This window comes from Mesorhizobium sp. C120A, assembly GCF_030323105.1.
GTDB lineage: Bacteria > Pseudomonadota > Alphaproteobacteria > Rhizobiales > Rhizobiaceae > Mesorhizobium.
The window spans coordinates 2,439,114-2,454,512 of sequence record NZ_CP100476.1 but is presented as its reverse complement, the minus strand read 5'-3'; the positions used below and the strand labels follow the sequence as shown (position 1 = coordinate 2,454,512).

At 58.9% G+C, this 15,399-nt stretch carries 11 protein-coding genes and 1 pseudogene; 2 read left to right on the top strand and 10 right to left on the bottom strand.

The window, feature by feature from the left end:
- Positions 1 to 143: 143 nt before the first annotated feature.
- Positions 144 to 1,339, top strand: a pseudogene (locus NL532_RS11975) (IS256 family transposase).
- A gap of 123 nt (positions 1,340 to 1,462) precedes the next feature.
- On the opposite strand, the gene NL532_RS11970 reads toward NL532_RS11975, so the two are convergent.
- The 9 genes from NL532_RS11970 to NL532_RS11930 form a co-directional block, all read right to left on the bottom strand.
- Entirely contained in the window at positions 1,463 to 2,758 is a 1,296-nt protein-coding gene (locus tag NL532_RS11970; protein WP_348524295.1) for an HlyD family type I secretion periplasmic adaptor subunit, read from the bottom strand.
- A gap of 71 nt (positions 2,759 to 2,829) precedes the next feature.
- Positions 2,830 to 4,542: a type I secretion system permease/ATPase gene (locus NL532_RS11965; protein WP_023825297.1), complete on the bottom strand. Its 1,713-nt coding sequence runs from the start codon at positions 4,540 to 4,542 to the stop codon at positions 2,830 to 2,832.
- Between the two features lie 334 nt (positions 4,543 to 4,876).
- On the bottom strand, positions 4,877 to 5,791 hold the full coding sequence (locus NL532_RS11960; protein ID WP_245261275.1) for a class I SAM-dependent methyltransferase: 915 nt from the start codon (positions 5,789 to 5,791) through the stop codon (positions 4,877 to 4,879).
- A 70-nt stretch (positions 5,792 to 5,861) separates the two neighbouring features.
- Complete coding sequence (locus tag NL532_RS11955; RefSeq protein ID WP_023830089.1) at positions 5,862 to 7,121, bottom strand: polysaccharide biosynthesis/export family protein; 1,260 nt, start codon at positions 7,119 to 7,121, stop codon at positions 5,862 to 5,864.
- The gene (locus NL532_RS11950; RefSeq protein ID WP_023830090.1) at positions 7,108 to 8,385 is read right to left on the bottom strand and encodes a hypothetical protein; all 1,278 of its coding nucleotides are present in this window, start codon (positions 8,383 to 8,385) and stop codon (positions 7,108 to 7,110) included. The genes NL532_RS11955 and NL532_RS11950 overlap by 14 nt, the downstream gene beginning before the upstream one ends.
- The gene (locus tag NL532_RS11945; RefSeq protein ID WP_023691489.1) at positions 8,382 to 9,386 is read right to left on the bottom strand and encodes an SDR family NAD(P)-dependent oxidoreductase; all 1,005 of its coding nucleotides are present in this window, start codon (positions 9,384 to 9,386) and stop codon (positions 8,382 to 8,384) included. Before NL532_RS11945 ends, NL532_RS11950 begins: the two co-directional genes overlap by 4 nt.
- Before the next feature lie 44 nt (positions 9,387 to 9,430).
- Positions 9,431 to 10,105, bottom strand: a complete 675-nt coding sequence (locus tag NL532_RS11940; RefSeq protein WP_023681043.1) for a sugar transferase — start codon at positions 10,103 to 10,105, stop codon at positions 9,431 to 9,433.
- Positions 10,102 to 11,253: a DegT/DnrJ/EryC1/StrS family aminotransferase gene (locus NL532_RS11935; protein ID WP_023691490.1), complete on the bottom strand. Its 1,152-nt coding sequence runs from the start codon at positions 11,251 to 11,253 to the stop codon at positions 10,102 to 10,104. Before NL532_RS11935 ends, NL532_RS11940 begins: the two co-directional genes overlap by 4 nt.
- Positions 11,254 to 11,302: 49 nt before the next feature.
- Positions 11,303 to 12,031: a nucleotidyltransferase family protein gene (locus tag NL532_RS11930; RefSeq protein ID WP_023681041.1), complete on the bottom strand. Its 729-nt coding sequence runs from the start codon at positions 12,029 to 12,031 to the stop codon at positions 11,303 to 11,305.
- 633 nt (positions 12,032 to 12,664) lie between these two features.
- Between NL532_RS11930 and NL532_RS11925 the strand changes: the two genes are divergently transcribed.
- Positions 12,665 to 13,342 (top strand): LuxR C-terminal-related transcriptional regulator, encoded by a 678-nt coding sequence (locus NL532_RS11925; protein WP_023681040.1) that lies wholly within the window; start codon positions 12,665 to 12,667, stop codon positions 13,340 to 13,342.
- A gap of 101 nt (positions 13,343 to 13,443) precedes the next feature.
- Here the strand turns inward: NL532_RS11925 and NL532_RS11920 are convergent, their stop codons facing one another.
- Positions 13,444 to 15,162, bottom strand: a complete 1,719-nt coding sequence (locus NL532_RS11920) for a PAS domain S-box protein (RefSeq protein WP_023830091.1) — start codon at positions 15,160 to 15,162, stop codon at positions 13,444 to 13,446.
- Positions 15,163 to 15,399: the final 237 nt, after the last annotated feature.

Here is a 15,399-nt window from a genome sequence, read left to right as displayed (position 1 = left end):
CGAGCCTCGCGCGTCGGCCGCAGGCGTCACCCCTGTCGGCATCACGGGTAGTGTGCTGAGAGTTCTGCAAATTCGCTGAGAGGGGGCGGTCATGGCAGGCTGGTGATTGTTCACGTCACTGATTCCCGCGAAGGAACGCCGCCATGACCAAGACTGAAGTTAAGACCGCCAGCGCTGCCGTCAAAGACATTTTGCTTTCGAACCCGGATGGATTGCACGAAGTGCTCCGTGCGGTGATGCAGGAGGTGCTTGAGGCCGAGATGGACGAGGCGCTGGGTGCCTCGAAGAGCGAGCGCACGCCCGAACGGCTTGGCTATCGCTCGGGCTATTACGGCCGTACCCTTGTGACGCGGGTCGGCAAGCTCGAGCTGCGGGTTCCGCAGGACCGGGCCGGGCGCTTCTCCACCGAGTTGTTCGAGCGCTACCAGCGTTCCGAGCGGGCCTTGGTGGCGACACTGGCGGAGATGTATGTGCAGGGCGTGTCGACCCGCAAGGTCAAGGCGATCACGGAAGAACTGTGCGGCCATGCCTTCTCGGCCTCGTCGATCTCGGCCATCAACAAGCGGCTGGACGAGAGCCTCGCTGCCTTTGCCAGGCGCCCCCTTCAAGAGCCGTTTCCTTACCTCATCCTCGATGCGCGCTACGAGAAGGTGCGTGAAGCCGGTGTTGTCATGAGCCAGGCGGTGCTGATCGCGGTCGGTATCGACTGGGACGGAAGGCGCCAGATCCTGGCCGTGGAGATGGCCAATCGCGAGAGCCGCTCGGCCTGGAGGGACTTCCTCGTCGGCCTCAAGGCGCGGGGCCTCAAGGGCGTCGAGTTGGTTGTGTCCGACGATCACGCCGGCCTGGTGGAGCGATCGGCGAGGTGATCCCCGAAGCCGCCTGGCAACGCTGCTACGTGCACTTCCTCAGGAACGCGCTCGATCATCTGCCGAGGAAGCACGGCGACGACTGCCTGCAGGAATTGCGCTGGCTCTACGACCGGCGCGATCTCGCAGAGGCCAAGGCTGATCTTGCCGCATGGCTTGCCAAATGGTCGGCCCGCTATCCGCGCCTGACAGGCTGGGCCGAGGATGCCATCGAACAAACCCTGACCTTCTTCAGGCTGCCGAGACAGCACCACAAGCATCTTAAATCCACCAACATGCTGGAGCGGCTCAACGAGGAAATCCGCCGGCGCACCTATGTCGTGCGCATCTTCCCCAACACCGAAAGCTGCCTGCGCCTGGTCAGGGCGTTGGCCGTCGAGACCAATGAAAACTGGATGGAGGCCAACCGATACATCAACATGGACGACCTGCGCGAGCACAAGAAGCTCGCTCTGCCCCAAGCCGCATGACCAGCATCATGGCTGCCCCATTTTGCAGAACTTGACGCACACAACGGCATCACGTCGCCTACCCTAATATGTCAGCAAGCACGCCTGCCGTGTTCCCGCGGTCGACCGCTCACAGCCGCCATGTCATTGCCGGAAAGCCCTCGACATCTGGTCGGTAAGCGGCTTCAGCAGATAAGACCAGACGCTGTGTTCGTCCGTACTTATGTGAACCTCCGCTGGCATACCGGGTTTGAGCACTTTGGCATCGGTCAGACAGGTGGACTTGTCTTCGACATTGATGCGCGCCGAGAAATAAGAAAGCTGGCGCTGTTGATCTTTTATCAGGTCCGCCGAGATGCGCTTGACAGACCCTTGGCAGGCAGGCGTGGTGCCGGCGTCGAAAGCCGGAAACCGGATCGAGACCCGCTGACCTGGACGAACGTCATCTATGCGCGACGGCGCAATCAGCGCGTCGACCACAAGGTTGCCGGTGTCAGGGACGATCATCATCAGAACTTCGCCCGCGGCAATCACGCCGCCGATCGTGTGAATGGAAGATTCCTGTACCGTTCCCGATTGCGGAGCGCGGATGGTGGTTTTGGCCAGTTCGTCTTGTGCCACAACCTTGCGCTCGCTGAGTTCGGTTTGCTTGGCTTCCGTTTCACGAAGTTCGCTCGTTACGTCACTACGCCTTTGTTCATCGAGCTGAAGAATCTGCAATTCGGTCTCGCTGATCCGGGCCTGCGCCTCGGCAACTGCCGCTGCGAGGCGCCCCGATTCTCCGTGCGCCCGGGTGGCATCCAGCCTGATGTTGCTAAGTCGCTCTTTGGACACCAGCTTCTTTGTAAAAAGCGCCTGTACATCGACAAGATCGCCATCCAGCAGGACCACGGATTGTTCTTCCGCGGTCTGTTGCGCCTTGAGGCCCTCAACTTGGCGTTCGAGTTGCTTTGAGCGGCTTTGCAATTGTGCCTTCTGCCCGTTGAGGGCCGTAGCGCGGCTTTCGAACAGCGTGCGCTCACCGTTCACCAGGGCAGCCAGTTCCGGCTCGCCCATTCGCGCTTGAAGGCTGAACGGAAGCTGCATCTCCGACAGGCCTTGCCGCTCTGCCTCCAGCCGCACAAGCCGAACCGTTGCCCGATCAAGATCCTTGCTAATTATCTGCAGATTGGCCCGTGTCAGTGTGTCGTCCAACCGTGCCATCACATCGCCGGCCCGTACATGATCCCCGTCTTGCGCGAAGATGCCACCTATCGTGCCGCCCGTCAGATGCTGCACCTTCTTTATGTTGCTCTCGACCACCACGGTCGCCGGCGCAATTACCGCGCCAGCAATCTTGGTCAGACCGAGCCAGAGCCCGCCGCCGGCAATTAACGTAACCGTGACCGCCGCCCCCAGGATCAGGTTGGCCCTGATTCCATCGCGCGTGCCCGAAATCATCGCGTTGCGCCGGCTCCCATTGCCGATCGGGGCCGATGGAGCCATCGTCGCCTCAGACAAAAAAATATCCCTCATGCATGACCGCTCACCCCTTTGTGCATCGCGACGGCCGCTGCCGGGCGTTCAACAGGCGCAGCAAAGGGGCGGATGACGTTGGCCAGGACCTCCTCGCGTGAGCCGAAGGCGTGAAGCATCCCATTGGACATTACGAGTACCCTGTCGATGTTGGTAAGGGCAGAAGGACGGTGCGCAACTACGATGACGATGCCTCCACGTCTGCGCACTGCCAGGATCGCGCCGGCCAAGGCGGTATCGCCATCGACGTCCAGATTTGAATTCGGCTCGTCCAGAACGACGAGAAACGGATCGCCGTAAAGTGCCCTGGCAAGCCCTACGAGTTGCCGCTGTCCAGCCGACAACGCTGTTCCTCCCTCGCCCATGCGAGTTTGAAAACCGTTCGGCAATCGCAGGATCATTTTGTCGACGCCCGCTGCCTTGGCAGCTGCAAGCACGCCCTTGGCGTCGCCCTTCCCGCCAAATCGCGAAATGTTATCGGCAACCGTTCCATCAAACAGTTCGACGTCCTGGGGCAGGTAGCCAATATGTGCGCCAAGACGTTCTTGGTCCCATTGGTCAAGCGAGGCGTCGTCCAGCCTCACCGTGCCGCGAAGTGGCTGCCAGACGCCCACCAGCGCGCGCACAAGCGTGCTTTTGCCAGAACCGCTCGGGCCGACAACGGCCATTCCCGTCCCTGCAGCCAGGCGGAAGCTGACATTGGCTACCGTCGGTTTTTGCTGGCCCGGTGGCGCTATGGTCAGGTCCTCGACCGCAAGCTCCGCTTGGGGGCGCGGAAGTTCCATATGTTCGTCCCGGTCAGGAAAAGCGGCCAGGGCCGTTGCCAGTTGCGAATAGCTTTGCCGGAACGCGGCGAAGCCTCGCCAGTTCGCGATAGCGGCGTCAACAGGAGCCAATGAGCGGCCCAGCAAGATGGAGGATGCGATGATCACGCCTGGCGAGGCTTCGCCTCCTATCACCAGGTAGGCACCCAGTCCAAGAACGCAGGACTGCAAGGCCAAACGCAGTGCCCTAGAGAGTGCCCCGGTGGCGCCGACGACGTCGGAAAGCTTCTCTTGGTGCCTCAGATATGCGTTATTGATCTCGCCCCAGCGGTGGGCAAGCCGTGCGGAAAGGCCCATCGCGCGTACGACCTCCGCGTTGCGGCGTCCGGATTCGGCGAGATTGCGCTGCGACACCAGCGTCTCGGACGCGCGTGTCACCGATGTGCGGCCAAGAACTTCCGCCATGACCGTGAGCAGCACGACAATGATCGCACCGCTTGTGGACAACACACCGAGCGCGGGATGCAGGAAATAGATGATCAGCAGGTAAAATGGAATCCACGGCGCGTCGAAGATGACAGTCGGCCCCATTCCGGAAAGGAAGCCGCGTAGCTGATCGAGATCACGGAGGGGCTGTATCCGGTTCGCATCCTGCCCGCCAATGAGCGGCAAGGACAGCGAGAGGCCGAACACCCTCTGCTTCAAATTCCTATGGACACGATTGCCCACTCGAACCAGCAGGCGCAGCCGCACGAAATCCAGCAGCCCGTAGACAGCGTAAAGACCCAGCATTCCGATGGTGAACCCGACAAGCGTCGGAACGCTCTGCGAAGGTAAAACGCGATCGTAAATTTGCAGCATATAGACCGAGCCGGTCAGGGCGAGAAGGTTTATGACTGCCGAGAAGATGCCGACGCCTACCAGGCCAGGCACGGTCCCAAGCATTGCGCCTCGCAGATCCGACGAACTCCTTCCACCAGGGTTCATGGGTTTCGACCTCCCGTGAGAGATCGTTGCGCAAGCTCACTGGCCCCACTGGGCACGGACAATCTCTTGCTGTTCAGGAGCGTATCCCCTTAGCCTTCTAATATTACGCCCCACTAACATGATTGGACTTTAGTCAAAATGTAGCAAAATCGTGGCGCTGACCAGAGAAACCCGGAACCCACATATTAAATCGGGGGAAAACTGCCGTTCCACCGTATTTAGACGGGGTTTCATGCCGGGCGAGCCACCCCAAGAAAACCGCTGCCTGCCGTTTTCGGGGCTTTCTCGGGATTTAGCGCTTCCTCGCAACAACCAGGAAGTGTTGCGCCAGCTGGCCAGGAACGCAAAGCCTTCTGCAGGCCTTCTCGACAGGCTGCATCATCATTTCACAGAACCCTGGCAACAGGTTTCCCGGCCGAGGCAGGTAACCGTACGGTATCGTCTGCTCGACCGTGAATCCCGAGGCAGTCAGGAGGGCCTTGAACCTCGCTGCGCTCAGCGTGTGGCGAATTGTGCGTCCAGACACTCGATTGAGCAGCCGGCACGCCAGGCCGACGGGCGACGTCGCATTCATGTGAACGTTGCACACAAGCCGCCCGCCATCTTTCAGGTGCTCATTGATCGCTTTCAGTGCATGCCATTTCAGTTCATCCTCTGCGTTCAGGAAAAAACGAAATGCGGTTACCACATCGAACGTCATACCCAACTGCTCCCTTGTCACGTCGACGTGACGCAAACTCACATTGGGCGGTACTTGAGCGCTGTCGAGCATAGTTCTGGAAACGTCGGCGCCAACCACCTCGCTGAAGAGGCCGGCGGCTACCTCGGCGATGCGACCTGTTCCGCATGCGAAATCGAGGCAGTTTCGGCTCGCTCCGCTCAAGGGGCGAAGAACGTCGAGGATCAGGGGCTTTTCGATGTTCTCCCAAAGCGCGCCATAATAGCCGGAACTGTGCGTTTTGTTGTAATGTAGGCCGTAGCCGGGCGCGCAATGGCTGGTCCTGTAGCCGTCCGACACCCAGCCGCCCTGCGCATTGCTCTCCTTGCTGGACGTAAATTCATGCCAATTTCCGGACTCACCGGCGCGCGACCTGGACCGCACAATTCGCGCTGACGGCATATGGGAAGGATAACTTGCAGACTGCGTCATCTGATCCGCGTTCGTTGAGGGTGTCAGGGTCGCTCCCTGGTTGAAAATGCGCCTCACCTTGGATCTCCGTTCAATTGGGTTGCCCCCCCGATAGAACAGTAAGCTCCGCACGGACTGCGCTGACGCCCTATTGGACTGCCACACTTTGCAGTTCACTGCTGAATCTGGCTTCGAGAGTATCCCCCGGCAGCACAATCGCATCTTCGTCAACCAACAGCTTGCGCCATTCATTGCCGATCTTGCGCACGATGGTCACCTGGGCCCGTACCGTTTCGCCGGCAATCGGCAATGGCTGTGTGGATGCTCCGGTCGGCTGCAGCTTCTCGCTGGCGGCATGGAGCCTGGCGGTGACATCCGCCAGCCGGGCGTTGGTGTCCTTCAGATCCGTCAGCAGGCCAATCCTCCTTTGATTGTCGTTGCGTTCGTGCTGTCTGACAAAGTCCTCCTGCTGGCGCCGCGCCCTCATCAGTTCGACCGAGGTTTGAAGCGCGCCGCTTGAAGACAGAAGCAACGCGCGCCTGACATCCGCGAGCCGGGTGTTGGTCAGATTGCCTGCATCGAATGCCTTCGTCACTCGCGCCAAATCTTGCTCATCCGCCTTCACGCTCTCGCCCTCGACTCGTTCGCGTTTCTGCAAAACGCCAATTTGCTCGGCAGCGTCCGTCCGGCCCTTCTCCAGAAAATCCTGTTCCTGCCGGAAATCACTCAGCGCAACCTTCAGCGCCTCTGCTTCAGCCTGTGCCATCGCGGCTACAACGCTCGGCGAAAGAGGTGATCCCTGTGGTGTCTTCTTGTCGAAATCCGCCTGGCCCTGAAGCTCGGCGCGAATGCGGGCGGCGTGAAGGTATTCTTTCGTGTAATCTCCCCAGAGCATTTCGTAATCGCGCTTGAGATCAACCGGATCAGGCCCGGCCTGGCCTGCCCGTGATCGCAAAAGACTGAAGCCGCCGGAAACGGCCAGCGCCTGCCGTACAGTCATGAGCGGACGGTAGACCTGTTGTCCCGGGGTGAGCACATCGCCCGTTACATAGATCGGGCGATAGTCCGCTATGATCGCTGTGACATCGTCGGGCTCGACAGTAACTGTCTGCTCCCGCCCATCAGTCAGACGCACGTGAAAAATCTTGCTTGGCAAGACCTCTTGCATGCGCCTTTGCAGTTGGGACGCCGTCAGGCCTGCGACCATGATCATTCCAGCCTCCGGAAGGGCGATATTGCCATCCATCTGGACTACGGCGCGCTGCGTCCGATCAGGGATCGGCGCTATTCCTATCTCGACCGTATCGCCAGGTGAGAGTTGATAGGGCTCGACCTCGCCTGCGCAAGCCATCGAGGTTAGCGACATCATCACGACTGCGCCAAGAACGTATCGTCTACTGAAGGTCATTTGCGACAATCTCCTTCCGGTCGAACACCGGCTTCAAAGGCCATTCAACACGACTAACGAAATCGTATACCGGGCCACCGGGCACGCCCCAGTTGCTGGACCAGACCACCTGGGAGCCGTCCGGAGAGGGAGAGGCATGCGTCTCGCTCCAGTAGTCGAAGGGCGCGTTGTGCGTGTCTGCGACACGGCGGACCTCTCCACTGCCGTCTAGACGCAGCGCAATGACTTGCTGAGCGTAAGGCGCCCAATCCGGGTGCTGCGATAGTTCGGCTGGCGTGCCGCCATAACTCAGAAACACCCAGCCGGGCCTGCCGAGCGACCTGAGTGACGTATGCATGGCCTCGCCATATTTCATCAGCGAGGTAGCCTTGCCATCAGCCAAGCGGCGCTTGATCACCTGATATTTGTCAGGATCCGATTTGCTGATCCCGACATAGATTTCGCTTCCGTCGGAATCGACCGTCATGTCGCCATGGCCTGGTCGATGGTGCTCCATCCACTTCTGGCGCAATATGCCGTCTATGGAGAAGACGAAACTCGCTTCGATTCCGTCCGGTAATTGCTGGGAACACACTATGTTGATTCCGAGTGGTGAGATTGAGCAGGAGCCGGTTGTTCCCGGGAATTCGGCAAGATCGATATCCGGGAATTTCTGCCGTAGCTTGAGATCGTAGGCAAAGACCACCGCTCGGCCGTCATTGTTCGTTGCACGCACCGCAATCCGGCTGCCGTCGCGGCTCGGATTGCCTTTGTTGGGTCCAAATTTGAGGTTGGAGTACGCTGCGGAGGCGAACACGACGTCCTCATGATCGGTACGTGGGGCCCATGTCGCAATCTGCCGGCCCCCGACGCAGATCATCAACTCGGGATCGGTGGGATGCCATTCGCATTCGGTCGCGCGGTTGCGGTGGAACAAAGGCAAGTAGGTTTGTCCGTCGAGAAAGCACAGGCCACCGCAGCCATTGGCGATCAGGAGCAGGCTCTGGTCGGCATTCCAAGCCTGTGCGCTTGAGTAACGGTGGGTGCAGTACTTCTTCCCGCATACACCCGCCCGGCCGAGAACGCCCGGTCTGGTGATCCGTGCGAAAACCATGCCAGACCAAGGATCCCTTGTTTCGCGCACATAGCCCGGCAGGTTGTCCACAACCGCAGTGGCCGCCGCCTCCGCTGCCTTGCTTTGACGGCCACCGGCCACGTAGATGTTGGGAGATATGGCACCGGCAGCCAGCAACAGCGCCAACGCATGACGGCCGCCCAGGGTCATGTCATGTAACCCACTTCGCGCCGTACCCGGCCTTCACTAAGGCGCTCGCGCCACCACGTGATTGTTCGCTCCAGCCCATCGCGCAGGCTGGTCTGTGTCCGCCATCCAGTCTCGCGTTCAAAGCGCGAGGAGTCGGCGAGCAAGGCGCGAACTTCGGAATTTTGCGGCCTCAGGCGCCTTTCATCACGACGGACCGGCTTTTTGCAATCGGTCAACTCAAGAACAATGGCCAATACGTCCGAGACGGTCGCAGCGCGTTGGCTGCCAGCGTTGTAGGCGTGGCCGAACTCGAGCTGGGCGAGACCTGCGGTCAGGAACGCTGTCGCGGTATCTTCGACGTAGGTCAGGTCGCGGATCGGGCTGGTATCGCCGACCATGATTGCAGGACATTTCGGGTCGAGGACCTGCCGGATAATGGTCGGCACGATGGCGCGTTCACTCTGGCGCGGGCCATACGTGTTGAAGGGTCGCATGATGACCACAGGGACATCGAACGACCTGGCGTAGGACTCCGCCATCATGTCAGCGCCGATTTTTGATGCCGAATATGGTGACTGTCCTTGCAGGGGGTGTGTTTCGCCGATGGGCATGGTTTGGGCAGTTCCATAGACCTCGCTCGTGGAGGTATGGATCACCCGCTCCGTCTCCCATAGGCGCGCCGCTTCGAGGACGTTCACCGTGCCTAGGATGTTGGTTTCCACATAGGATTGTGCAGCGGCGTAGGAATATGGAATCGCAATAAGCGCAGCCAGATGAAAAACCGCGGCTTGGCCGCGCATGATCCGGTTAAGGAACGCACTGTCGCGGACGTCACCACGGACGAGCCTCAACTGGCTGCGGATGGTGTCCGGCAGATCGTCTAGCCATCCATGGCTGTCGAAGGAATTGTAAAGGGCAAGGGCTGTGACATCTGCCCCGTTTCGAACAAGCGCCTCGGTGACATGCGAACCGATGAATCCGTCCGCGCCCGTCACCAGGACTTTCTTTCCATTGTAGCTCATCACTGCGCATTCCCTTGGCTGTTTGGAACGCTTCCCTTGGATATTCAAACGTCGATCGGCGGTACCGGAACCCAACCGACCACTGCCAGGACTCCCCGCACCATCCACGCGAGGTCGGAGACGATGGTGCGTCGCGGATAATACGAGAGGTCCAGTGTTGCCTTGGCGGGGAACATGACCTCCCGGTAGAACACGATCGGATCCACGGATTGGGGGAAGTAATGTGCTTCGTGCCGAAAAACGACCTGGGCTGGACCCAGCAGGCCTGGCTTGTATTGCAGCACGGCCCTAAGCTCGCCCCGGAAACAATCGGCGAAAGCCAGGCTCTCGGGTCGTGGACCGACGATCGCCATTTCGCCTTTGAGGACATTCCACAGCTGCGGTAGTTCGTCCAGCTTCGTCGCTGCGAGAAAGCGGCCAACGGTGGTCATGCGTGTATCGCCCACGACCGTCAGCGCAAGGCCTTGAGAGCCGCAGTTCACACCGAATTTGCGAAACTTGTACATGCGGAAGGTTCGGCCGCCGGCCCCGATGCGGGTCTGAGCGAACAAGATCGAGCCACCGCCCTCGAGCAGAAGCGCTCCGGCGATCAGCAGCATCAATGGCGCCAATGCGACGGTAGCGATGCCCGCCACCGCAAGATCGATTGCGCGTCTCGCAAAGCCGTGATCAGGATTTGGAACGAACATCCGGTGAAAGGCAGGGTCTAACGCATTCATGCAGCAGTTCCTCTTTGGGCGCCTGCTTTGAGCGCGCCTGTTTTGAGCGCGGCTGCCAGGGCAGCCACGACTGATTCGGCGGCGGCGGAAGTGACCTGGGGGTGCAGCGGAATTGTGAGCTCTCGCTGAGCGAAATCCTCTGTGTGGGGCAAACTCACGCCGGGAAGGCGCTCGCGGTAGAACGTCATTTGGTGCACCGGCGGGTAGTGGATGGTGGTTTGTATGCCCTGTGTCCGCAACTCGTCGATGACATCCTGCCGGCTCACGTAGCGCGGCAGGACGATCGGCATGATGTGGTAAGCCGACGTCCGGGGTTCGCTAAATGGAATGACAATAGCTGGGCAACGGTCCGCGATCAGGCGTCGGTACAAGACAGCTATGATACGCCTGATTTCGTTCCACTCTTGCAGGTTCTGCAGCTGAACCAGGCCTATTGCCGCTCGCATCTCGTCCATTCGGTAGTTGAATCCAAGCATCGTGACATCATATTGCGGCGTACGACTGTTCAGCCGCTGATGCGTCCCCGTGGTCATTCCGTGCCCGCGGGCCAGGCGAACCCTGTCGAGCAGATCGGGGTCACGTGCAATCACGGCGCCCCCTTCGGCCGTTGTCATGTTCTTGTTGCCATAGAAGCTGAACGCGGCCGCGGCGCCGAAGGTCCCGACTTCCCTAAGCCCGGGCGCGTGCGCAGCGTCCTCGATGATATGCAGCCCGCGAAGCCGGGCGAACCGCTGCCATTGTTCCCGATCGGCGAGATACCCGGCGAAGTGAACGAGAATGACCGCTTTCGTGCGCGTCGTGCACCGCGCTTCGGCTTCCGCAACCGAGATCAACGGCACGTCGACGGACTCGATATCGACGAAGACCGGCGTCGCCCCTACATACAGCACCGCATTCGCCGTCGCCACGAACGTCAGCGAAGGAACCAGTACTTCGTCGCCAGGGCCGATGCCCAAAGCATGGAGGAGAAGATGGAGCGCTGCAGTGCAGGAACCAACCGCAACGCAATCTCGCGCGCCATGCATGCTGGCAAAGGCCTGTTCGAACTCTCGTACCCTGTCCCCCATCGTAAGCCAGCCGCTATCAATCACCTGCGACACGGCTGCCTTCTCTGGCACGCCTAGGATCGGGGCGCTCACCAAGAGCATCTTGACCTCCTGAAAGCCTTGTTAGTGGCTAGACCTCTGCATCAGACTTTCATGCGGCTGCGGCGGCAGCCGCGACCTCGATTGAGGACGACTGATCTTCCCAGGCAATTGCCTGCGCATTCTGGAAGTCATCGACACGACCGATGTCGAGCCAAAGACCGTCATGCTTGTAAACATGCACGGTCGTGCCGCCCTGCATCATCTGCAGCATCAGGTCATCGAACCCAAATGGGATCCCGGACGGAATGAACCGCAGGACATCTGGGTTCATGCAGTAAATCCCCATGCTGACGAGATGGGAAAGCGTCGGCTTTTCCCGGAAGAGCTGGACGGTATTGTCGATCTCGTCGATGACGCCGAAGTCCATCTTGATATGACGGCATGCCGTGGCGATCGTAACGGGATCCCTATGCAAGCGGTGCGCGGCTACAAACCGGCTCAGGCTTAGATCTGTGAGGACATCGCCGTTCAGAACGACAAATGTTTCGTTCAGTTCATCCCTAATCAGAGAGAGAGGTCCGACGGTGCCGAGTGGCTCCATTTCCTGGGTATATTTGATCTTCAAGTTCCATTGCGATCCGTCGCCGCAGACGCTCCGGATCAAATGTCCTAGATACCCTGTCGTAATATATACCTCTTCAATGCCGTTGCGCCGCAGCCACTTCAAAAGCAACTCAAGAACAGGCCTGGCCCCTATCGGCATTAATGGTTTCGGCAGGACCGATGTAAACGGTCGAAGGCGCGTACCCATCCCACCACATTGAATCACCGCTTTCATTCGATCCTCCTGATCTGCAGTTGGCTTTGTTCGGGATCGGTGTTCCATTGTCCGGCCAGGGCACACCCTCAAATCCGGCCAAACCTCGGCGGCAATCCGAACATCATATGCGAAAAGGTATGTGACAGCCGGGGCGGCTGTCGTCGTGCATTCGAATGGTAGGGATTCAAAACGTTCAAGGTATTAGATGGCCACGAGATCAACAGCCTACAGAAGCGCGATTGGGCACTGATCATGACGCCGATAAAACGAAAGCAGTTGCTTTCAAGAAAGCTGCGATCCGCCAGGGCCGGACCGGCCTACAGGTCCGGCGACAGCGGGTGGCGACATAACAGACGCCACATGATTACGATGGTCCTGAACAGCTGGCTTGGACCCAGAGATGGGAAACCGGCATCGTTTTGCGGACAGGCACCGCACGCCAGGGTTAAAAATCTATGGATGAGCTTCGCAATTTAGTATTATATTAGACGTTCTGGATGTGCGTGGATGGGACGCTGCGGACATCACTGTGATGCGTTGACCAGTGGATGGCCGCCATTTTAGGACCACCACGGATTGTCGATCATAGGCGAATGGGAGGTTCCAGCGGGTTTTCTCGTCGGGAACCGAGTAACGCGTTGGGGTAGTTGCATGGCTCGGATCGTCATTGCCGACGATCACGGCTTATATCGGCGTGGTCTCCGGCTGGCACTCATGGCTGGAATTCCAAGCGCCGAAATATTCGAAGCTTCGTGTTTCGATGCCGCGGTCAATCTTTTAGAGGAGCAGGCGTCCATCGATCTTGCGATCCTCGATCTGAACATGCCTGGGCTGTTCCATCAGGAAGTGCTCAGCGACTTTATGGCTGCCTATCCTGACACTCGCTTTGCGATCGTTTCCGGGGATGATTCCCGCTCGGAGATACTGACAGCGCTTTCGATCGGACTTCACGGGTATATCGTCAAATCGCAGAGCGACGAAGAAGTCGTGCTGGCTGTAAACGAAATCCTCGCTGGCCGGATCTATGTGCCATCTCTGCTATCTCGAACGTCTGCCGACCAGAGATCGCATGCCCCCCCACCTCCGGTTCAAAATGCCAGCCGCCGGCACGAGGGCTCGGGCGACGTCGCTAGGCTGACGTCTAGACAGAAGGACGTCCTCAAGCTGATGGCAGAGGGGTACTCGAATAAGGAGATTGCCCGCAATCTGGACATTGCCGAGGCGACAACGAAAATCCATGCCGCAGCCGTGCTGCGTGAGCTTGGGGTTAGAAACCGTACCGAAGCAGCTGTGTTGCTCCAAAGCTGGCTGACGAGACAGGCGAGTTGACGTATGCCCCTCGAACCGGCCCGAGTTTGCTTGCAGGAAATCGCAGCAAAGGGCCCACACCATCGGTTAATTGGCCAATTCGGCTTCGACTTGGAGGGGCTCTATTGCAATCCAAATTCCTCAATTTCTTTGCGCGATACACGCAGCGAATATCGAAGGCCATCTTCGGTTATTTCCATATTCGGGGAATGCCCGACAAGCGGCGTGCTGTCCACACCGATTATCAGTGACCCGAACCCGCGGCGTACGACTTTTGAACTCTTCCGTCGGCCCGATTCCACCCAATCGAACACGAGGTCGTCACCTTCGTCCTCGGATGCAAATCGCCACTTAACTTCGACCTTGCCATTCGGGTCACCCAGCGCACCATGTTTCACCGAGTTTGTCGTCAACTCGTGAAGGATCATCGCCAAGCCCTCGGCGGCGCCGCTTGGCACAGTGAGGGAAGGTCCACTGATCGTAATGTCGCGTGTCTCCTTGAAGGGCTGCAATTCCCGGTCCACGAGTTCATGGAGCATCCCTGACAGGTTGGCATGACGAGAAAGGATGCGATGGGTCGCCTCCAGTGTTCGAATCCAATCGATCAACATCTCCTTGTATTTGGCAACATCATTGTCGGGAATATCGATCATGTTGACCAGAGCTCTGATCACTGGAAACACATTGCTGAACCGATGGCGCTCTTCGCGCATTATGCGCTCGCGTCTCTTTACGGCGGCGCGAAGCAAAGTTGTTTGTCGACGTTCGGTCAGATCCGCCGCCACCCCGATGCGCATTTTGCGGTCGCCGTGCTCTTCCTGCCGTCCACGCAATGCAATCCAGCGTGTGTGACCATCCACTTGCCGGACGCGAATCTCGACGTCAAAGTTCAATGCCGATGAAGGCTTTGCCGAGGCGGACAACTTCGGCCAGTCGACGGGATGGATTACGGCCGAGAGTTCTTCCAAGCGGCGGACTGGGGCCGGAGGCAGACCAAGGATGTCCCAGAACTTGCCGGAGCCGGCGACTGTCCCATCCTCAATGTCTATTTGCCATGTGCCCAGGCGCCCGGCAGATACGGCGAGATCGAGCCATTCCTTCTGAGCCCGAAGGGCCTCGCGTGCCGCTTGTCGCTCGGAAATATCGTCAACCACCACGAATACGCTCTCATTTGGCGCCTCGTCCGGCCGCGACGAAGACAGGGCCAGGTGAGCCCAAAATGCCGTGCCATCCTTGCGCAAAACGCGGATATCCGTAGCAGACGCGGTCCCATTGCCCAAATCTTCCAAAAGTTTCCGCACAGTACCTCGATCGTCGGGGACAATGAGTTCCTCCAGCTTGAGTTGGGCAAGTTCCTTGTGCGCGTAGCCGGTCATCTCCAAAAGCCGTCTATTCGACTGCAGCAGTTCGCCATGGCGATTGGTATTAGCAAAGCCCAAGGCGGCAGCGTCGATGGCACCGAGCCTCGCTTCTGCCACCCTGAGCGCACCATGCAGATCTTGTCGCAGGCGGTGGAACACAGCTGCGATCAGGCTACCCGAACCCAGAAGGAAGACGGCCCCGGTCCAGTCTCCACCAGTGAGGTGACCGTCCAACAGGTATCGCATCCACAAGCCGGCGACCGCCATCAGAAGCGTTGCTGCGATGGCAACAAAACGGCCCTCAAGATACACGATGACAACGGTTATGGGGATAAACGCAACAAGCGGCAACGGCTGGCCGCCATATACCGTACTTATCGCCTCGAATGCTATCGATGCTGCAAACACCAAAAGCGAAGCTAGATGAGCCCACGTAGTGCTCGACACATTCGATTTGAGCCAGCGCAGGTCCGAACCCATGCGCAAAGACTACAACTTTCGGTCTAGTCCGTCGAGACTAGGCCGAAGGGGTGGCACCTAATCCCAATGCCCGATTGCCATGACTTTGCCGGCGAATAAAATCATGGTGTCAGGAGCGCTCTTCAGAAAGATATATCCAAGAGACGCTGCGGAAAAACCATTCGCAGATTTCTCGCAGTATGTGGAAATTCAAGTTGAAGCAGCAACTTCATCAGATTTGATTTGCGTCAGTAGCAA

Bases quoted from the DNA above. Each gene is read 5' to 3' on its own strand.
- NL532_RS11925 (WP_023681040.1), top strand. From the start codon at position 12,665: ATGGCTCGGATCGTCATTGCCGACGATCACGGCTTATATCGGCGTGGT.
- NL532_RS11935 (WP_023691490.1), bottom strand. From the start codon at position 11,253: ATGCTCTTGGTGAGCGCCCCGATCCTAGGCGTGCCAGAGAAGGCAGCC.
- NL532_RS11930 (WP_023681041.1), bottom strand. From the start codon at position 12,031: ATGAAAGCGGTGATTCAATGTGGTGGGATGGGTACGCGCCTTCGACCG.
- NL532_RS11965 (WP_023825297.1), bottom strand. From the start codon at position 4,542: ATGCTTGGGACCGTGCCTGGCCTGGTAGGCGTCGGCATCTTCTCGGCA.
- NL532_RS11955 (WP_023830089.1), bottom strand. From the start codon at position 7,121: ATGACCTTCAGTAGACGATACGTTCTTGGCGCAGTCGTGATGATGTCG.
- NL532_RS11950 (WP_023830090.1), bottom strand. From the start codon at position 8,385: ATGACCCTGGGCGGCCGTCATGCGTTGGCGCTGTTGCTGGCTGCCGGT.
- NL532_RS11945 (WP_023691489.1), bottom strand. From the start codon at position 9,386: ATGAGCTACAATGGAAAGAAAGTCCTGGTGACGGGCGCGGACGGATTC.
- NL532_RS11920 (WP_023830091.1), bottom strand. From the start codon at position 15,162: ATGGGTTCGGACCTGCGCTGGCTCAAATCGAATGTGTCGAGCACTACG.
- NL532_RS11970 (WP_348524295.1), bottom strand. From the start codon at position 2,758: ATGATTTCGGGCACGCGCGATGGAATCAGGGCCAACCTGATCCTGGGG.
- NL532_RS11940 (WP_023681043.1), bottom strand. From the start codon at position 10,105: ATGAATGCGTTAGACCCTGCCTTTCACCGGATGTTCGTTCCAAATCCT.